General features: G+C 43.8%; 17 protein-coding genes. 8 read left to right on the top strand and 9 right to left on the bottom strand.

Annotated elements, in window-relative coordinates; all coding sequences use genetic code 11:
• The first annotated feature begins 91 nt into the window (after positions 1 to 91).
• Entirely contained in the window at positions 92 to 1,342 is a 1,251-nt protein-coding gene (locus HUB64_RS05620; protein WP_173496551.1) for a uracil-xanthine permease family protein, read from the top strand.
• Positions 1,343 to 1,503: 161 nt separating this feature from the next.
• On the opposite strand, the gene grxD is transcribed toward HUB64_RS05620, so the two are convergent.
• Positions 1,504 to 1,836, bottom strand: a complete 333-nt coding sequence (gene grxD, locus HUB64_RS05615) for a Grx4 family monothiol glutaredoxin (protein WP_011846572.1) — start codon at positions 1,834 to 1,836, stop codon at positions 1,504 to 1,506.
• Between the two features lie 225 nt (positions 1,837 to 2,061).
• On the opposite strand from grxD, the gene sodB reads away from it, so the two are divergent.
• The 4 genes from sodB to HUB64_RS05595 all read left to right on the top strand — a co-directional run bounded on the left by sodB (position 2,062) and on the right by HUB64_RS05595 (position 7,738).
• Complete coding sequence (gene sodB / locus HUB64_RS05610; protein ID WP_028760317.1) at positions 2,062 to 2,646, top strand: superoxide dismutase [Fe]; 585 nt, start codon at positions 2,062 to 2,064, stop codon at positions 2,644 to 2,646.
• A gap of 286 nt (positions 2,647 to 2,932) precedes the next feature.
• Positions 2,933 to 4,867, top strand: a complete 1,935-nt coding sequence (locus tag HUB64_RS05605) for a PrkA family serine protein kinase (protein WP_131523897.1) — start codon at positions 2,933 to 2,935, stop codon at positions 4,865 to 4,867.
• Positions 4,868 to 4,933: 66 nt separating this feature from the next.
• Entirely contained in the window at positions 4,934 to 6,202 is a 1,269-nt protein-coding gene (locus HUB64_RS05600) for a YeaH/YhbH family protein (RefSeq protein WP_006081286.1), read from the top strand.
• Between the two features lie 9 nt (positions 6,203 to 6,211).
• Positions 6,212 to 7,738 (top strand): SpoVR family protein, encoded by a 1,527-nt coding sequence (locus HUB64_RS05595; protein WP_173496550.1) that lies wholly within the window; start codon positions 6,212 to 6,214, stop codon positions 7,736 to 7,738.
• A gap of 84 nt (positions 7,739 to 7,822) precedes the next feature.
• Here HUB64_RS05595 and fadR read toward each other — a convergent pair whose 3' ends face one another.
• Positions 7,823 to 8,539 (bottom strand): fatty acid metabolism transcriptional regulator FadR, encoded by a 717-nt coding sequence (fadR, locus tag HUB64_RS05590; RefSeq protein ID WP_173496549.1) that lies wholly within the window; start codon positions 8,537 to 8,539, stop codon positions 7,823 to 7,825.
• Positions 8,540 to 8,840: 301 nt separating this feature from the next.
• Here fadR and nhaB point away from each other — a divergent pair, with 301 nt between their 5' ends.
• The 3 genes from nhaB to HUB64_RS05575 all read left to right on the top strand — a co-directional run bounded on the left by nhaB (position 8,841) and on the right by HUB64_RS05575 (position 13,850).
• Positions 8,841 to 10,442: a sodium/proton antiporter NhaB gene (gene nhaB, locus HUB64_RS05585; RefSeq protein ID WP_028760322.1), complete on the top strand. Its 1,602-nt coding sequence runs from the start codon at positions 8,841 to 8,843 to the stop codon at positions 10,440 to 10,442.
• A gap of 89 nt (positions 10,443 to 10,531) precedes the next feature.
• The gene (gene dsbB / locus HUB64_RS05580; RefSeq protein ID WP_173245395.1) at positions 10,532 to 11,059 is read left to right on the top strand and encodes a disulfide bond formation protein DsbB; all 528 of its coding nucleotides are present in this window, start codon (positions 10,532 to 10,534) and stop codon (positions 11,057 to 11,059) included.
• 160 nt (positions 11,060 to 11,219) lie between these two features.
• Positions 11,220 to 13,850: a PAS domain-containing protein gene (locus tag HUB64_RS05575; protein ID WP_173496548.1), complete on the top strand. Its 2,631-nt coding sequence runs from the start codon at positions 11,220 to 11,222 to the stop codon at positions 13,848 to 13,850.
• A gap of 11 nt (positions 13,851 to 13,861) precedes the next feature.
• Here HUB64_RS05575 and HUB64_RS05570 read toward each other — a convergent pair whose 3' ends face one another.
• The 7 genes from HUB64_RS05570 to speA form a co-directional block, all read right to left on the bottom strand.
• On the bottom strand, positions 13,862 to 14,224 hold the full coding sequence (locus HUB64_RS05570; protein WP_028760325.1) for an STAS/SEC14 domain-containing protein: 363 nt from the start codon (positions 14,222 to 14,224) through the stop codon (positions 13,862 to 13,864).
• Between the two features lie 423 nt (positions 14,225 to 14,647).
• Entirely contained in the window at positions 14,648 to 15,004 is a 357-nt protein-coding gene (locus HUB64_RS05565; RefSeq protein ID WP_028760326.1) for a DUF3802 family protein, read from the bottom strand.
• A gap of 176 nt (positions 15,005 to 15,180) precedes the next feature.
• Entirely contained in the window at positions 15,181 to 15,756 is a 576-nt protein-coding gene (locus HUB64_RS05560; RefSeq protein ID WP_028760327.1) for a YceI family protein, read from the bottom strand.
• A 155-nt stretch (positions 15,757 to 15,911) separates the two neighbouring features.
• Positions 15,912 to 16,364: a YaiI/YqxD family protein gene (locus tag HUB64_RS05555; RefSeq protein ID WP_006081277.1), complete on the bottom strand. Its 453-nt coding sequence runs from the start codon at positions 16,362 to 16,364 to the stop codon at positions 15,912 to 15,914.
• Positions 16,365 to 16,432: 68 nt separating this feature from the next.
• Positions 16,433 to 17,071 carry a pyridoxamine 5'-phosphate oxidase gene (gene pdxH / locus HUB64_RS05550; protein WP_131523902.1) on the bottom strand — a complete coding sequence of 213 codons (639 nt, stop codon included), beginning with the start codon at positions 17,069 to 17,071 and terminating at the stop codon, positions 16,433 to 16,435.
• Between the two features lie 28 nt (positions 17,072 to 17,099).
• Positions 17,100 to 18,041, bottom strand: a complete 942-nt coding sequence (locus tag HUB64_RS05545) for an adenosylmethionine decarboxylase (RefSeq protein ID WP_173497888.1) — start codon at positions 18,039 to 18,041, stop codon at positions 17,100 to 17,102.
• A gap of 159 nt (positions 18,042 to 18,200) precedes the next feature.
• A complete protein-coding gene (gene speA / locus HUB64_RS05540) occupies positions 18,201 to 20,114 on the bottom strand; it encodes a biosynthetic arginine decarboxylase (protein WP_028760330.1) in 1,914 nt (637 codons plus the stop codon).
• Positions 20,115 to 20,450: the final 336 nt, after the last annotated feature.

Here is a 20,450-nt window from a genome sequence, read left to right as displayed (position 1 = left end):
CAACGTCGGTAAAACAGGCGATTTTCTTCTGCTCAAAATCCAACAAACTGTTATCATTTGGCGGTTTACCCTAAATTAACGAGAATAATAAATGAGACGACTCGCTATCCCCCTACAGGGCGCGCAAATGCTATTTGTGGCCTTCGGTGCCCTAGTACTAATGCCGCTACTTACAGGGCTCGACACCAGTGTGGCATTGTTTACCGCAGGTATCGGTACCCTACTCTTCCAATTGATTACTAAACGCCAAGTGCCTATCTTCCTCGCATCTTCCTTCGCCTTTATTGCCCCCATACTTTATGGCGTGCAGACTTGGGGAATTCCATCCACAATGGGCGGCATTATGGCCGCGGGCGTGGTCTACGTCATGCTCGGCGCCTTAGTTAAAGTGCGCGGCACTGACTTTATCCACAAACTATTGCCCCCAGTAGTAGTGGGACCCGTGATCATTATTATCGGCCTTGGCTTAGCCCCCGTGGCGGTGAATATGGCATTAGGCAAGAGTGGTGATGGTAGCTTGACTTTAGTCGCTACAAATACGGCGTTATTTATTTCGCTCGCATCGCTTTGCACCACTATCGCGGTGGCGATTTTCGCAAAGGGCCTACTCAAAGTGATGCCGATTTTAGCAGGTATTATAGTAGGTTACAGCTTAAGCCTAGCCTTTGGTATTGTTGATTTTGCCGTCGTGACCGCTGCAAGCTGGATTGCTATTCCTAAATTTGTCGCGCCAGAATTAAACTGGTATGCCATCGCATTTATGATCCCAGTGGCAATCGCCCCTGCGGTAGAACACATAGGTGATATTCTGGCGATATCCAACGTCACGGGTAAAGATTTTATGAAAAAACCCGGCCTGCATCGCACGCTAACGGGTGACGGGATTGCCACAATTGCAGCCGCAGCCTTTGGTGGTCCACCGAACACGACTTACTCAGAAGTGACAGGTGCAGTAACCTTAACCCGAAATTTTGATCCTAAGATCATGACTTGGACTGCCATTACCGCTATCACTTTAGCCTTCGTTGGCAAACTAGGTGCGCTGATGCAAACTATCCCCGTCCCCGTGATGGGCGGTATCATGTGTTTGCTATTTGGTTCCATTGCCGCAGTTGGCCTCAACACCCTTATTCGTAATCATGTGGATTTATCAGAGCCACGTAATTTAAGTATTGTCGGTGTTACCTTAGTCTTTGGTATCGGCGGCATGGCATTTGGCATAGGTTCATTCAGTCTGACTGGTATTAGCTTGTGCGGTATTGTCGCTATTACCATGAACTTACTATTACCCGCGACTAAGCCACACAATAAACACCACGAGTCTGATGTGACGCCTCATTAATCACGGCTTGAAGACTCGATCAATTTCGAAGTAGGTCGTTGAAAAATGACCACTTTATAAAATTGATCGTTCCTTAAGAAACCACCATAAAAAAGCCGCCGTGATATCAATCACGGCGACTTTTTTATGAAGCAATATTTTTATGAAGTAAGAATTAACTCTTACTCTTCAGTCTTGATCTTAGCGGCAGCCGCTTTGATCAAAGGTTGTAATTCGCCTTTTTGGAACATGTCCACTACGATATCACACCCACCGATCAACTCGCCTTCAATCCACAATTGTGGAAAAGTCGGCCAGTTAGCAAACTTAGGTAATTCTGCGCGAATGTCTGGATGCTGAAGAATATCCACGAATGCAAACTGCTCGCCGCAGTTAATCATGATCTGAGCTACCTGTGACGAGAAGCCACAGCTTGGTAACTTAGGAGAGCCTTTCATATAAACAATGATAGGGTTTTCCGTGATCTGCTGCTTAATTTTCTCTACTGTTTCCATTTTGATTCCTAAGTAGGATGACGTTGACTCAATGCGACTATTGTACGTCAGCTAGACGCAGAACAAAATCCCACAGTTTGTAAGGTTATGTCGACATTTGATTTTTCGATGGCGTCTATCTAGTCAATTAGCTAAACAATGATTCACATCACAAATTTTATCGGTACAATAGTCCTAAGTGAGCACGTTTAAGAAACGATAACCTAAGACCATGGAGAGATACTAATGGCTTTCGAATTACCCGCATTACCATATGCAAAGAACGCACTAGAACCACACATTTCTCAAGAAACCATAGAATACCACTACGGCAAGCACCACAACACTTATGTTGTGAAGCTAAACGGCTTAATCGAAGGAACTGATTTCGCTGGCAAATCTTTAGAAGATATCATCAAAACTTCTACGGGTGGCGTGTTTAACAACGCAGCTCAAGTGTGGAACCACACTTTCTACTGGAACTGCTTAGCCCCTAATGCTGGCGGCGAACCAACAGGCCCAGTTGCTGATGCAATCAATGCCGCTTTCGGTTCATTCGACGCATTCAAAGCGCAATTTACTGATTCAGCAGTAAACAACTTCGGTAGCGCTTGGACATGGTTAGTGAAAAAAGCCGATGGCACTCTTGCTATCGTTAACACTAGCAATGCAGCGACGCCACTGACTGACAGCACAGTAACGCCAATCATGACAGTTGACGTGTGGGAACACGCTTACTACATCGATTACCGTAACGTGCGTCCTGACTATCTTGCCCACTTCTGGCAATTAGTTAACTGGGACTTCGTTAACCAAAACTTCGCAGGTTAATTCATTTAACCTAACGTTGTTTACTGCCGAATGAGCAGTGGGTTAATCCCAGTAAAAAGAGCCCTAGTGGCTCTTTTTTTATGCCCCTCGTTTGCCGCCCATCCCTTATCCTACCGATTTATCCTCCGCTAACTACAAGTGCAATAATTGCGTTTGCAACTATTTGTTATTGTTTTTATTTGATATTTTTTTGACACAGATAGTGAGTTTGTGTCTAAGATTAGAGTAGGAGGCTGGCTAGCCAGTTATCCGTTCCATGACATCACTGGCGTTTCAGGGGGTTTATATGGGCATTTTCGAGCATTACCAAAAGCGCTACGAACAAAAACTCGATGAAGAATATTCTTTGCAGGAGTTTCTGGACATCTGCAAGGGAGATCGCAGCGCTTACATGTCAGCATCAGAGCGACTACTGCTTGCAATTGGTGAAGCAGAAGTCATTGATACCGCAAAAAATCCAACACTTAGCCGTATTTTTTCGAATCGACTTATTTCACGCTATCCCGCATTTAAAGATTTCTTCGGCATGGAAGACGCCATAGAGCAAATTGTGGCTTACCTAAAGCACTCGGCTCAAGGATTAGAAGAATCCAAACAAATTCTATACCTACTGGGCCCAGTGGGCGGCGGTAAGTCATCACTCGCCGAAAAACTCAAAGCCCTAATGCAAAAAGTGCCCATTTACATTCTGAGCGCGAATGGAGTCCGCAGCCCAGTCAACGATCACCCCTTCTGCCTGTTTGATGTGGAAGAAGATGGACAGCTGTTAAAAGATGAATTCAACATTCCCAACCGTTATCTGAAAACTATCATGTCGCCTTGGGCGGTAAAACGTCTGCATGAGTTTGGTGGCGATATCTCCAAATTTCGCGTGGTAAAAGTCTTTCCATCCATTCTGGACCAAGTGGCAATAGCGAAAACTGAACCTGGTGATGAAAACAACCAAGATATTTCGTCCCTTGTCGGTAAAGTCGATATTCGGCAACTCGAACATTTCTCCCAAGATGATCCCGATGCTTACGCCTATTCAGGCGCATTGTGCCGTGCAAACCAAGGGGTGATGGAATTCGTCGAGATGTTTAAGGCACCAATTAAAGTGCTGCATCCACTACTGACTGCGACGCAAGAAGGTAACTATAACGGCACAGAAGGCTTATCGGCCTTGCCCTATAGCGGGATTATTCTGGCTCACTCAAACGAGTCCGAGTGGTCAACCTTCAAAAACAACAAAAACAACGAAGCCTTCCTCGACCGTGTTTACATAGTCAAAGTGCCCTACTGTTTACGGGTCTCAGAAGAGCTGCAAATCTATCAAAAACTGCTAATCAACTCTGAGTTATCGAAAGCGCCCTGCGCTCCCGGCACCTTAGAAACCTTAGCGCAATTTAGTGTGTTGTCACGCATCAAGCCGCCTGAAAACTCCTCCATCTACTCTAAGATGCGGGTATATGACGGTGAAAGCCTGAAAGATACCGATCCTAAGGCTAAGTCTTACCAAGAATACCGTGATTACGCAGGTGTCGATGAAGGCATGAATGGACTATCCACCCGTTTCGCCTTTAAGATTTTGTCGCGGGTATTTAACTTCGACCATTCAGAGATCGCCGCCAACCCAGTACATTTATTCTATGTCCTCGAACGACAAATTGAACAAGAACAGTTCCCCGGCGATACCGCCGAACGTTATCTTGAATTCCTAAAAGGTTATTTGATCCCTAAATATGTGGAGTTTATCGGTAAAGAGATTCAAACCGCTTACTTAGAGTCTTACTCTGAATATGGCCAAAATATCTTCGACCGCTATGTCACTTACGCCGATTTTTGGATCCAAGATCAAGAATACCGCGACCCAGAAACGGGTCAGCTATTCGACCGCGCTGCCCTTAATGCTGAACTTGAGAAGATTGAGAAGCCCGCGGGGATCAGCAATCCTAAAGATTTCCGTAATGAAATCGTTAACTTTGTGCTGCGCGCCCGCGCGAACCATGAGGGTAACAATCCGCTATGGACCAGCTACGAGAAACTTCGCACTGTGATCGAGAAGAAAATGTTCTCCAACACAGAAGATTTACTACCTGTTATTTCCTTTAACGCCAAAACGTCGAACGACGATCAACGCAAACACGATGATTTCGTCAATCGCATGATGGAGAAAGGCTATACCAAAAAACAAGTCCGACTCTTGTCTGAGTGGTATTTACGAGTTCGTAAATCTTCTTAAACTTGCGCTAACTAAGTACAGGGCTTTGGTGTTGCCAAAGCCTTCGCTGGGTTTTGGGAGGTGCGTATGGCGAACTTTATCGATAGACGGTTGAATGCGAAAGGAAAAAGCACAGTCAACCGCCAACGCTTTATCAATAGATATAAGCAACAAATTAAAAAAGCCGTCAGCGATGCAGTGACTCGTCGCAGCGTAACGGATGTAGATAAAGGCGAAAAAATCAGTATCCCAACACGGGATATCAGTGAACCTATGTTTCACCAAGGCAAAGGCGGTGTCAGGGATAGAGTGCATCCCGGTAATGACCAATTTACCCGTGGCGATAAAATTGACCGACCACCTGGTGGTTCAGGCGGCGGTTCGGGCAAAGGTGAGGCCTCAAACTCGGGTGAAGGCGACGATGACTTTGTGTTCGAAATCTCTAAAGATGAGTATCTAGAGTTATTGTTTGAGGACTTAGAACTCCCTAATCTACAAAAAAATCGCCTCAATAAACTGGTGGAATACCAAATCTACCGTGCTGGGTTCACCAATGATGGCGTCCCCGCTAACATCAATATTGTCCGTTCATTACGTTCATCCCTTGCACGTCGCATTGCTATGTCGGCCAGTAAAAAGAAACTATTAAAAGAGTTAGAACAAGAACTTGCTGAACTGGAAAATATTCCAGGCACTAAGGCCGAGTTGATTTTGGATTTAAAAGCCCAAATTGAGGAGTTAAAACAAAAGATTGCCAGAGTGCCGTTTATCGATACCTTCGATCTACGCTTTAATAACTATTCCAAAAGGGAAATCCCTTCTAGTCAAGCTGTGATGTTCTGTTTAATGGATGTGTCTGGTTCTATGGATCAGGCAACTAAAGATATGGCAAAACGCTTCTATATCTTGCTGTATTTGTTCCTCACTCGTACCTATAAAAATTTAGAAGTGGTTTACATTCGTCACCATACCCAAGCCAAAGAAGTCGATGAACACGAGTTCTTTTACTCCCAAGAAACGGGCGGCACCATAGTGTCCAGTGCATTGAAATTAATGCATGAAATTCAACAAGCCCGCTACCCCGCCGATGAGTGGAATATTTACGCAGCCCAAGCATCCGACGGTGATAACTGGGCTGACGATTCACCTACCTGTAGGCAATTGTTAGAACAAAAAATATTGCCACTCGTGCGCTACTACAGCTATATCGAAATCACCAATCGCGCCCATCAAACCCTGTGGCGCGAATATGAATCCCTGCAACAGCATTACGACAACATCGCCGTGCAGCATATACGTCAAGCCGAAGATATTTACCCTGTCTTTAGGGAGCTATTCAAGAAACAAGCGGTTTAAGGGGGCACTATGGGGATAACTAAATCAACATCTTGGACACCACTGAGCGATGGTCCCGACTGGAGCTTCGAGCTACTGCAAGACTACCTCAAGGAAATTGAGCGGGTGGCAGCGCTCTATAAACTCAGCACTTACCCAAATCAAATTGAAGTCATCACTGCTGAACAGATGATGGATGCTTATGCTGGCATAGGCATGCCCATAGGTTACACCCATTGGTCTTTCGGCAAACGTTTTATCGAAACCGAGCAAGGTTACAAACGTGGCCAAATGGGGCTCGCCTATGAAATTGTAATTAACTCTAACCCCTGTATCGCTTACTTAATGGAAGAAAACACCATCACAATGCAGGCGCTGGTGATAGCTCACGCCTGTTTCGGACATAACAGCTTTTTTAAAAACAATTACTTATTTAAGACATGGACAGATGCGAGCTCGATTATTGACTACCTTGTCTTTGCTAAAAACTACATCAGTGACTGCGAGCAAAAATACGGTGTAGAACAAGTCGAAAGCGTCATAGACTCCTGTCATGCGCTAATGAACTATGGTGTCGATCGTTATAAACGTCCCTCTGAAATCTCATTCAGGGAAGAACAAGCAAGACAAAAGGATCGCGAGGCTTACCTTCAAAGCCAAGTAAATGATTTATGGCGCACCATTCCGACCCATCAACATGAGCAGTCTCAATCTAAAAAACGTCGTTTCCCCGCCGAACCGCAGGAAAATATTTTATATTTTATCGAAAAAAACGCTCCTTTGCTTGAACCATGGCAAAGGGAAATAATCCGTATTGTGCGTAAAATGGCGCAATATTTTTATCCGCAAAAACAAACTCAAGTCATGAATGAAGGCTGGGCAACCTTCTGGCATTACACTATCTTGAATCACTTGTACGACGATGGCGTGGTTACTGACCGCTTCATGATCGAGTTTTTGCAAAGCCATACAGGCGTTGTGGCCCAACCCGATTACAACAGTCGTTATTACAGCGGCATCAACCCATACGCCTTAGGTTTTGCCATGTTCACCGATATTCGGCGTATTTGTGAAAATCCAACCGATGAAGATAAAGCTTGGTTTCCCGACATTGCCGGCAGTAATTGGATAGAAACATTGCATTTTGCGATGCAAAACTTTAAAGATGAAAGTTTTATAAGCCAATATCTCTCACCTAAAGTTATCCGCCAATTTAAATTGTTCGGTATCCATGATGATGAGAAACGCAATTATCTTTCGGTATCTGCAATCCACGATGAACGGGGCTATCAAGATATTCGCCAGTTACTATCACAACAATATAACCTGTCTAATATTGAGCCGAATATCCAAGTACATAATGTAGAAATCAACGGTGATCGATCCTTAACCTTACATTATGTGCCAAATAACGATATTCCCTTAGCCAACAGCCATAAAGAAGTATTAAAGCATTTACATCGATTATGGGGTTTCACTGTCACCTTAGAGCAAAAAAATGCAGATGCGAGTATTAGCGTCTTAGCATCCTGCCCTGAAGCCAATAAACCAGAATAATAAGCACAATAAAAAGGCCGTTTCCAATTGAAACGGCCTTTTTGTTTATTTAGCGCTATCTTAACGCGATATCACTCACAGAGTTTAATGATCTTGAGCAATAGAAGCCGGCATATCTTCGCGTAATTGTAACCACATCTTACCGCTATTCATGCCATAGGTACGCATTAGCGCAGAGACATCGAGGTAATTTTTCGCCTGAGCCAACAGTTCTAATTCTTTGTAAAAGTTCAATGCTAATAAACGCGCATCTGAGCTGGTAAAGTAATAACGACCAACTCGACTATACAAACCTTTAAATCCGTTTAATATCAAAACGTAAAGTGGATTTCCTGACGAAAACGCTAAGGTGTGATGCAGTAAGTAGTCAAATTTAGCATAGGATTCAGCCGTATCTTCAAGCTGGTGTATCTTTGCAAGTACCTCCACAGCGGTATCCGGGTTATAACGCAAAGCACCGCGAAAATAGATAGCACTGACGTTCGTTCTAGCTGACAAGAGTTGGTCAACCAATACCGGAAAACCCTCGGGATTCAAATCAGCAATAGTCTCAAGAATGTTTAAGCCTGAGGTTTCCCAAAAGTTGTTAACCCGTGTTGGTTTGCCATGCTGAATTTTCAACCAACCGTCACGCGCCAAGCGCTGTAGCACCTCACGCAAAGTGGTGCGAGTCACACCAATCAATTCTGAAAGCTCACGTTCAGCCGGTAAAATGGACCCTGGAGGAAATTTGTTTTCCCAAATTGATCTCACAATATACTTCTCTGCAAAACTTGCAGGTCCTTTGGCATTGATAATCATCAGCCCACTTATCCAGTTGTTGTGCGTCGTAATGGTCACTGATCATACCAGAGCGGTAAAAAATGGAAACCATTCACTTAAAATCACTGTGTTATCGCCGTGTAAATGTCACAGAATCGTTCAAAAAAACGACCAAGGTCAATACAGGATGGGCCAATTTTGCCGCTTAGCTCCGCTTTTTGAAATGTCGGTATCAGTAACTCATTACATTAGCTTTCTCTTTAGGCTAGACTCATTTAACTAACGCAGGTATTGATAATAATCACGTGCAATTTTTAACATAATTAGAAGAGAGGCTGCCATGCCGGCGACAATGAGTCAGGCGTTTATTGGGAACTTCTTAGGAAATTCTCCTAAGTGGTACAAAACCGCAATACTGTCATTTTTAATTATCAATCCAATACTCTTTTTCTATGTCGACCCCTTTGTGGCTGGTTGGGTATTGGTTCTAGAATTTATTTTTACCTTAGCAATGGCATTAAAATGCTATCCATTACAGCCTGGCGGATTATTGGCAATTGAAGCCGTCGCGATCGGAATGACATCGGCAAGCCAAGTCTTACATGAAATAGAAGCCAACCTCGAAGTATTATTACTCTTGGTGTTTATGGTCGCTGGTATATATTTCATGAAGCAATTGCTGCTATTTGGCTTCACGAAAATCATTACTAAAGTGCGCTCTAAAATTTTAGTGTCATTAATGTTTTGTTTGGCTTCAGCCTTTTTATCAGCCTTCTTAGATGCGTTAACAGTTATTGCCGTCATTATCGCGGTCGCTGTGGGTTTCTATTCTATTTACCACAAGGTCGCTTCTGGAAAAGATTTCGGCGCTGATCACGATCATACCTCTGAAGGTAAAAATGATGATGGTGAAGATCAGTTAAACGAAGAAGAACTCAGTGCATTCCGTGGTTTCCTACGTAATCTGTTAATGCATGCGGGTGTGGGTACTGCGCTGGGCGGCGTGTGTACTATGGTGGGTGAACCACAAAACCTTATTATCGCCGCGCAAGCAAATTGGCAATTTGGTGAATTCGCCGTGCGTATGTCACCCGTTACTGTTCCTGTATTAATCTCGGGTATCTTAACTTGTTACTTAGTTGAAAAATTTGGCATTTTTGGTTATGGCGCTAAGTTGCCAACGGCCGTTCATCGGATCTTATGTGAATATGCCGCCCATGAAGATGCGCGCCGTACCAATAAAGACAACATGAAGTTAATCGTCCAAGCCTTAGTGGGTGTCTGGTTGATCGCTGGACTTGCATTGCACTTGGCCTCAGTGGGCCTAATTGGTCTTTCTGTGATTATTTTAACCACAGCCTTTAACGGCGTTACCGATGAGCATGCCCTAGGTAAAGCTTTCGAAGAAGCACTGCCTTTTACCGCGTTATTAGCTGTCTTCTTTGCGGTTGTTGGCGTGATTATCGACCAGCACTTATTCGCACCAGTGATCCAATGGGCACTGAGTTATCAAGGCAATACTCAGTTGGTGATTTTCTATATCGCCAACGGATTACTGTCTATGGTGAGTGATAACGTGTTCGTCGGCACTGTGTATATTAACGAAGTGAAAGCGGCATTGATTAACGGTCAAATCAGCCGTGATCAATTCGACTTGCTGGCCGTTGCGATTAATACTGGAACTAACTTACCTTCGGTTGCCACGCCCAATGGTCAAGCGGCGTTCTTGTTCCTACTAACCTCAGCCCTAGCACCACTTATCCGCTTATCCTATGGCAGAATGGTATGGATGGCATTGCCTTACACTATCGTGCTGTCTATCGTAGGTGTCATGGCGATTCAAACGGGTTTCTTAGAACAAGCCACCCAATATTTCTATGATTCCCAGATAATCATCCATCACAGCGCTAGTGAAGTTTTAGAGCCGATGACTGGACATTAATCTTCTTTATTGACTGAACTTTATTTAATAAGTAGAGTCCAAAAAACGCCCCATGTCTGAGGGCGTTTTTTGTTGATATGGAGCTCACTTTGACTGTAATGACTCGCTTTGCCCATTCCCGTTCATCTTGGTTTATTCTCGCAGGCACAGCCCTTGGGTTAGAAGCAGCCGCCCTGTATTTTCAATATGTCATGAAACTGGAACCCTGTGTCATGTGTATTTACCAAAGACTCGCTATTTTTGGTTTATTGGCAGCAGGCCTCATTGGCATGACAGCCCCCAAATATCGAATCGTCAGGATCTTAGCTGCCTTGCTCTGGGCCATCAGTGCAACTTGGGGATTAAAACTGGCCTTATCGCTCGTAGATATGCAAGCCAACCCATCCCCTTTTTCAACCTGTTCATTCTTACCTGAATTTCCAGCTTGGATGCCATTACACGAATGGTTCCCTGCCGTTATGATGCCTACTGGCATGTGTACTGATGTACCTTGGGTCTTTATGGGTGTAACGATGCCCGAATGGATGGTAGTGGCTTTCAGTGGCTTCTTAGTCGCTTGGTTACTCTTTATTGTGCCTGTCCTAAGTGGTTCAAATAAACCGTCTCTTTATAAATAACAAGTTTGAGATAAGGCAGGCATAAAACCTGCCTTTTTATTGACGATTGTATTCCACTTATCCCATTCAATCCTCGCAACTTAAACATATGCCAATAGCAAAACAGTGAGAAAGCGCTACACTGGCTCAATGAAAAGTGGTGATTTGGAAACTGGGGATTATGGGAAAAAGTTCGACATCTGAGCCACACACGCCATTGACCCAATGGCAGAACAGTTTGCCATTCAAATTTAGCCTTATTCAGCTCGTCATTGCCGCTATTTTGATTTGTAGTACAGCTTGGGTGATGCTAAGCATTCAACGCCAACAAGTTCTTGATCAGCAAGCCGTGTTAAACCAAAACTATGGCCAGTTGATTATCGCCAAACTGCAAGAAATGACTTCACAGGTTGAAACCGTAGTCGACTCTATTTCCAGTATTGCCAAACTTTACCGCTATGATCATGAGCAACTGGTGAAAACCATTCCCACGTTGCTGAAACTCGATAGTCAACAACGCATCATCTCTGGCGGCGGCGTCTGGCCGGAACCCGGCGCGTTTAATCAGCAAAAATTTCGAGATAGCCTGTTTTGGGCACACAATGTTAACGATGAATTAGTCGCCATTGATTCCTATAACAAAGACACGTTCCCAAGCTACCACACCGAAGAATGGTATCGCCCGACGCGCTATTTTCCTGCAGGTAAAATTTTCTGGTCAAAATCTTATTTCGATCCGACAACCCATGAGTCAATGATCACAGCCTCAGGCGCTATGTGGATGGACCATCAGTTTATTGGTGCCGCCACTGTGGATATCAGTTTAGAAAAGCTCAATGTGCTGTTACGCAATGCTATGATTAATGTCAGAGGCTATGTCATAGCCTTAGATCATCAAAACCAAGTACTCGCCTATCCAGATGCCAATAACGATCTTAAGCATCAAACCAATACCAATCATTCTTTCGTCACCTTCAATCATCTCGCCAGCCAACAGCCAGATTTCAGCCCCGTCGAAGTCGCATTACAGAGTGCAGATAAAGCCTTTATAGAAGCGGCGATTGCCGAGCGCGTTTTTACCCAAGAACAGATGCAGCATCTAACGAGACTAAGTCATCAAAATGAGCGTGACATGTTAGCGGCCATCGTAAATAACAATGCCTTAAATCATTTTACTGCCCCGAAATTACTGACGTCGGTAACTTTGACCCATGATCCAATCCTTAAAACGGCATCTCTCGTTTCGGTATTTCTCATGCCAAATACCTATTGGAAGATACTTGTCGTCACCCCAATTTCACCGCTGCAGGATACCGCTAAACATTTAATCGAAAAGGTCGGCGTTTATTTAGTCTGTATTCAACTATTAGGCTTAATTCTATTATTCTTACTCCAGCACCGACTATTTATCACCCCCATTATTGAAATCGTCCAAGCCTTAAAACGTAATGATTCCGCCTCTATCGAACTCAAAGCCAATAACAGCCATGACGAAATTGGCTTATTGGCAAAAACATTCCTGTCGCGTACTCGACAGCTTGAAGTGGCAATGGCGAGCTTAGATGCGAGTAACCTGGCACTAGAACAGCAATTGCAGAGCCAAAACCTGTTTCAACTGGAGTTAAAGCGCCATAAAGAACAATTGAGGGCTTTACTTAAATTTTCTCAAAATCTCATCTATATCAAAGATCTTCACGGTAAATATATTCTCGTCAATGACAAATATTGTGAAATCTTAGGTATAGAACGCAGACGCATTATTGGCACCTCTGATTTTGAGATATTTCCCAGCCAATTTGCCCACGAGTATCAACAAAATGATCGACGCGTTCTGCATAATCATGAAGCCATAAACTTCGAAGAAGCTATTCCATCGCCCCTAGGCAATCTTATTTATATCGTGACTAAATTTAAGATCAAAGATGATGACGATACCGTTATTGCAGTCGGTGCTATCGCCTTTGATATCACCTTACAAAAAATTAAAGAGCAAGAACAAGAAAAGTTACTTTTAGGGCAAGTCGAGGCGCTTAATCACCTACAAGAACAAGTTCGCCTCAGTAATCAACATAACCATGAACTCCATCTGCTCCAAGACAAATCAACCCAATTACTTGAGAAGCATCACCAACTCAATCTCAGTCGTGAACAAAGCCAACAGCTAATGCAAAATTTTCTAGCTGAAATGATGACGCAAATTATGCATGAGCAAGATCAGCTACTCGCCAAAGTGTGCCAACTTCAGCCAATAGATAATGCTAACGACCAAAATCAGATCACCGAAATCATGGTGACTCAGGCAAATAAACTGCGACATATTGCCCAGTTATTAACGAATCATCAAAATGACATTCGGCCACTGCATCTCGCACAATTTATGCGCCATCTCTTAGGGTTACTAAAGGTACAACTAGCTAAAACAAATGTGGAAATAGCGTTAAATTGCGAAGAAAATGTCATCATTGATGGCCCTTCTTGGCAATATTTGCAGCTGTTTTATCGTCTAATCACCAACACGTTGAATCATGCATTTAAAGCTCACAATGAACAGCGTGAAATAACCATTAATATCGACAAGTCGAGCGAAGAGTTACACATCAGTATTATCGATAATGGGATAGGTATGACAGAACCGCAACTCGCACAGTTACGACAAGAACTAACACAAGAACTCTGCATTGGAACGCTGACCTGTATAAATCTGTGGCTTAAAAATGATCTCAATGGCAGCCTTAGCATCAGTAGCCACTTGAACCAAGGCACACACATTCAATGTCGTTGGCCACTGAGTACAGGTTTAGAACCGCAATAAATGAAGGTGCGTTATTGATCTAACCATGCCTTGGCTTGGCTATGTTCATCGGCGGTAAATACCTTTACCGGACATGGCAGCATGCAGGCTAGCGCATTAACCATAGCATTTGTTTGAGTGGCATTGGCAATCATCACGACCCTTGAAAAATCACTTAAATGAAATAAACCTAATACCGCATCATCCCACAGGGCCCCAACGGATATACCTTCAAATTCAGGGGAAAACTCGTACCAAAGGCGAATACTGGCGTGGTCTTGCAGCTTGGCTTCTATGGCGGGAACCAAATAGCCTTCAACATCCCCATGGTTAACACGGCCAGATGCGACCACAGCCAATATATCATCAGCATGACCCGAAGAAATCGTTAGCATTGAACACTCCTTATCAATACATGAAGGGAAAAATAGTTAAAGCTCATACACTAAAGATACACAGACAATGACATAAATGCGGGAAAGATGGGCTTTTTATTTTAAGCTAACACCATTTAATACATACACATCAGCAATGCAAATAACACTAAAAGGAGCTAATCCACAGCGATGACTCGCATAACACAGCAACAAAACTTAGTCGCAGAACTCGATGAAAAATGGTGGCCATACGAAATAACATGAGGTGAAGCAAAGAGCAGATATTTACCTCACACTCAAAGCTGCTGCAGCTCGAGCTTAACAATAAGAGTGAGGAAACACATGGTACTCAAACGATGATGATTTACGCTGCTAAAAATTAGTATTAGTCCTGACTTACCTGAAATCACGCATTAATAGATAATCTAATTGCTATTCTGACTAAGCACTCACTTGAAGTTTAGCGATTTCTTGATCGAACAAATTCTTAATCAAACTAGAAAACTCAGTAATAAATAAAGTCTGTGCGGGAGTCGCTTTATGGTTGGCAACTGAAGCTAAAATCTCTTCTAAATCATACACAATTGCATCCACTTCACGGATAATCACATTACGTTGCGTAAAAGACAACGATGGATTTTGGCCACACACCATAATGATCTGTGCCGACAATTGCTCTTCAAATAATTCCATCACAGTATCGTCTGAAACTACCTCTGAACCTGGTGTTTCAAATAAGCCAAGATGTTCAGTTAAATACTGGACCAAATGCATGTAACCATCTTTATCTGTGACCATTTTTTACCCTTTAAACTCATTAACTTAATATCTATTGTGATGCTATTAATAGCACATCAGAAAATATCAAAGAAGCCAAAAGCTCGGCTTCTTATCAAGATCTAGCATACGCCACTTATTTAACTCTAGCCTATCTTCGATAACAGACGTATTGATCTATACCAATCTTATTGAAGTTACTGAGTTAAGGTTAGTACAAATGACACAGGAACAGCTTGACTAATGCTCGATAAACCCGCAATTTCACGTAATTTATCAATCCCAGCCACAAGATCAAACTCATTGGCATTAACAATTACCGGTTGAAAACTGTTCACTAAAAGTTTGTTATCAGAAACTTTAGTGATAATCACCGAAAAAGCCTTAGTTTGCGATTTGCCGTGTAACGCAATTTTTCCATCAATATCAAAAACTTTACTCTCACCGACGCCAAGATTTTTTAGTATCTTAGGGTCTACTTGTGATGACAGTTTAAGCTCTGGATACAAAGACACTTCAAACAACAAATTTTGCATCCGCTCATCGCGGACATCAATACCCGTTGCCACACCGATTAGTGGAATTGTTAATTCAAATTGACCGTTATCTTTTAGCGTACCTTTGAGTTGTTTAAAGTGATGGACTTCACCTATATCACCTTTCTTTACCGAAATAAAACTGACTCGCGAATCTTGTTCCATCACTTGCCATTGCGCGGCACAGCTAAAACTGGCCATAGCAGATAAGGCGACAATTCCCATCCATTTTTTCATCGTATCCGTCCTTAAAGAGTGAGTTTAAAAGCCATGCCGTAAAGAAAATCGACATCCGCAACAGGCTAAAATCCTGCCCAGTTAAACGTGATCAACATCACCTAACTTAAGCTAAAGATACTCTGTTTATCCATTAGCGACCAGTAAACTATGATTCATACGCGCACTAACCATTTATCTAAGCTATTGGCAAAAGCCTGTTTATCAGCTTGAGAAAACGAATCAGGCCCGCCGGTGTGCACGCCAGAACCGCGCAAATCCTCCATAAAATCGCGCATCGTCAGCTTTTGTTTTATGTTATCGACGGTATAAAGCTCGCCACGGGGATTGAGCGCCAAGGCGCCCTTTTCAATGATTAAAGCCGCTAAGGGGATATCCGCAGTGATCACTAAATGCGTCGGTTCAACATGATCGACAATATATTGATCTGCCACATCAAATCCCGCACCGACTCGAATTTGGCTGATATAGGGAGATGGCGGTACGCGGATCATTTGATTAGCCACCAGCACCAGCGGCAGGGCTTTGCGCTCCGCCGCCCGGAACAGGATTTCTTTGATAGGATTAGGGCATGCATCCGCATCAACCCAAATTTTATAATCACTCAATGTCTTTTAACTCTGTTGTTAGGTTCACGAGCTCAGTTTTATGCCGAGCTATCGAACTATGCACCGTACTAAGGCGCTAAACGATCGATTTCCCACTCTGCATCATGGCGAGAATAAATAAAACGATCATGTAGCCTGTGTTCTCCACCCTGCCAAAATTCAATACTCGAAGGTCTCACTAAGTAACCGCCCCAAAAACTGGGTAAAGGCACATCGCCCTTGGCGAACTTAGCTTTCATTTCGAAGAATTTGCCTTCAAGTACTTGTCTAGCGCTGAGTTTACTCGACTGCTGCGATACCCAAGCCGCAATTTGGCTGTCCTTAGGACGGGTCATAAAGTATTTAAGCACTTCAGCGGTGGACAGTGCCTGCGCTTCACCAAGCACAGATACTTGACGCTCTAGAGGATGCCAAGGGAAATGCAAACTGACTTTATTATTAGCAGCAATTTGCTGTGCTTTGCGGCTGCCAAGGTTAGTAAAAAATACGAAACCTGTGTCATCAAAACGCTTAAGTAATACTATTCGTTGAAAAGGTTGGCCGTGCTCATCCACAGTCGCCACACACATGGCGGTGGGATCGCTAAGCTCTGCATCCCTCGCCTGCGTCATCCACAATTCAAACAAGTCCATCGGGTTTTGCGGTAAGTCGGCACGTCTTAAGCCGCCTTTGGCATACTCGCGGCGGATATCACTGAGATCTGTCATAGGGTTTCCTTAAGCAAACGCCAAAAATTCACATGAGTTCAGGGATCAGCACTTCAGCCTGAAGCTGCTGATAGTGGCTAAAACCAATGTTATAACCTTGCTCGGTCGTTAATGAACACCGCCCTAAGCATAAATGGGCAGGAAATCCCTGCGTTGAGTCGTCGGTATTAAAGCGGATTGTGTCCCAACTGACAGGAGCAAACAAGGTTAATAGACGCGCTAATAGATCTTGCGGATACTGCGCTAAATCCAGATTCGTTTCAAAGCTCACATAGGAGCTAGCGCACGCATTCTCGCTTTGAGGCGTAATATGCAAAGTAACATAATATTTGCCCCAAATACCGTTCATCGAAAAGCCTGACGGATCAAATAAATGGGCGTCAATCTCAAATTCAGGGAGTAAATCGTTAAGCTCGAGTGCGGCGCAAATCTCATCTTTACTCTGCGAGCCGCCATTAAGATAGTCGACAAATTCGCCACGAATGTGGTACATCAACAGCTCACTGGTTTGATCATCCTTTGGTGCTCGATAATCACTGTCAGAGCAGAAAAAATAGTGATGATGGCTGTCGAGATGGCCCACTCGAAAGGCTTTACCGGCAATACGTTGGCGCAGTTTGCCAATATCTTCGGCAAAACTCGTGGTTTGCAGATGAGCTTGGTATTCGTTTTTACGCTGATAACTCACCAAGGCCATCGCAGGTGCGCCAAGCGCGCCGATAAAGTAACAGGCGGCGTCCACTAAGGTACTGTTACCACAGGTGAGCATGACAAATCTGTCGTGCCATACAAACAAGCTGGATTCACTCAACAGATAGGCATCACAGTCCGCATTACTTAACTGCGACAGTATCTCGGCGTGGGCACAGTTGACTAAGGCAGACCAAAAACTCACATCGAGTTCGCGTAAATTCGGCGCAGACGCCGTCACGATAATCTCGAGTTTTTTTTCTGAACCTTCAAAAAACATCAACCCTTTGACCTCATGATCGTCACTCATCCTTTACTTGATCCTAGAACAACGCGATTTTACACGACTAAAACGGCAATAAAAGCGAAAAATCTGTCCTTATAAAAACAAAAATCAGCCGAGGTTACCCAAGGCTGATTTATTTTAACACGCTAGAAATTAAGAAAAATCTTCTAAATAGGTATAGCCTTTCAGCCCTAGTTGCAATTCTTCTAAAATTTGTGCGCGTTCACCTTCGGCGATATGCAGATTCACTAACTCTTCATAAGTGCGCATAAAGGCCACCGCATCTAAGTTAACGTAACGCAATACGTCAGCAACCGTGTCACCCGCCAATACCGATTCGATGTTAGTCACACCATTATCTTCGATGCGAACCACTGCTGAGTTTGTATCACCAAACAGGTTATGCATATCACCCAAGATTTCTTGGTATGCACCCACAAGGAAGAAACCAATCAGGTATGGGCTATCCGCACTCCATGCTGGCACTGGCAGCGTGGTTTCAATCCCTTGACCATCAACGTATTGATCGACAATACCGTCAGAGTCACAGGTGATATCGAGCATGACAGCACGGCGCTCAGGGGCTTTATCTAGGCCCGATAACGGCAATACTGGGAACACTTGGTCAATACCCCAAGCATCCGGTAATGACTGGAATAATGAGAAGTTAACAAAGAACTTATCGGCTAACTTTTCATTGAGTTCATCAATGATAGGTCTGTGATAACGGTTTTTCGCACTCAATAGCCCTTGCACTTCATGACACACGCGCAGGTTAGCTTGCTCAGCCCACGCACGCTCCGCTAAGGTCAATTGACCTAAAGCAAATAGCGAATGCGCTTCTTGTAAGTCACTTTGGCTATCGTGGTAAATCTCAATCAAAGCACGTTGATCGGCGCGGCCGCTGATCTCAGACCATGAATGCCACATGTTATGCAATAACTGTGGTGAATCTTCCGCAGGCGGTTGAATATCTTCAGGCTGATAAGCTTCAGTACCGATAACATCGGTGATAAGCACTGCATGGTGCGCCGTTAAGTAACGACCCGATTCTGAAATAATACGTGGCATAGGTTGCTCGTATTCATTACAGATGTCAGTCAATACGTTAACTATGTTGTTGGCGTATTCGGTCAGGCCATAGTTCATCGAGTTATTACTTTGGCTACGAGTGCCATCGTAATCCACCGCTAAACCACCACCGACGTCGAAGCAGTTAACGCTTGCGCCTAATTCACGTAATTCACAGTAGAAACGACCCGCTTCACTCACACCTTGGCGAATATCACGGATATTAGCGATTTGCGAACCTAAGTGGAAATGCAGCAATTGCAGCGAATCCAGCATATCGTGTTGCTTAAGTTGCTCTACAACCAGCAAAATTTGCGCAGCAGATAAACCGAACTTAGATTTCTCACCGCCGCTCGCCTGCCACTTGCCTTTGCCTTGGAACGCTAAACGTGCACGTAGACCTAAACGCGGTGTCACACCCAGACGTTTAGATTCAGCTAACACCATTTTCAGTTCAGACAGTTTTTCTAAAACGATGTAAACCTTATGGCCTAACTTTTCACCAATCAGTGCTAAACGGATATATTCATTATCTTTATAACCATTACATACAATGACTGAACTGGCTTTTTGCGCCATGGCTAACACAGCCATCAGCTCAGGCTTACTGCCCGCTTCTAAACCCAGTTGTGGTACTTCTTTTGATGCCTGACTCGCCAGGATCTCTTCCACCACAGTTTGCTGTTGGTTTACTTTAATCGGGTAAACCAGCAAATAGTCCGCCTGATACTCGTACTTCTGTATCGCTTGGTCGAATGCTTGGCACAAACTGTTCACTCTGTGGTGCAGGATCTGCGGAAAACGAACTAGTACAGGTAAAGCGACTCCCGCCTTAACCATGTCTTTGGCTAGCTCATTTAAGCCAATCTTGTAATCAGGATTTTTGGGGTCCGGTGACACAGTCACCTCACCTTGATCGCTAATCCCATAAAAACCTTGGCTCCAGTGAGTAACATTGTACCCAGCACGAGCATCATCAATAGACCAATCATTCATTATTATTTAGCCCGTCTATTAAAAAATGGGTTAAACGGTTATGGCTTAATAGCACAACCGCCCGTTCGACAAACCCAGGCAAAGGGACACCTTACCTGACATACACGAAGGTAGATTTTACCTTCTCCTTAATGCCGCAACGTCACGCTAGTGTAAGTGACATTGCTGCGATTTTCATTAATAGCGCAAGAGACAACGCATCTTAGCGCAATACATCGTATCATATTGAAGGGAAAGCTTATTCCCTTACCTCAGTAAAGCTATCTTTACTTGCCTCGCTTGCATTTATCCTCAGGCTAAAGGGCGCAAATACCACCAAAAAGCCAAATAAGATCC

It is taken from the genome of Shewanella sp. ISTPL2, assembly GCF_013283205.1.
GTDB classification, from domain to species: domain Bacteria; phylum Pseudomonadota; class Gammaproteobacteria; order Enterobacterales; family Shewanellaceae; genus Shewanella; species Shewanella oncorhynchi.
This window is presented reverse-complemented; position numbering and strand designations above follow the sequence as displayed.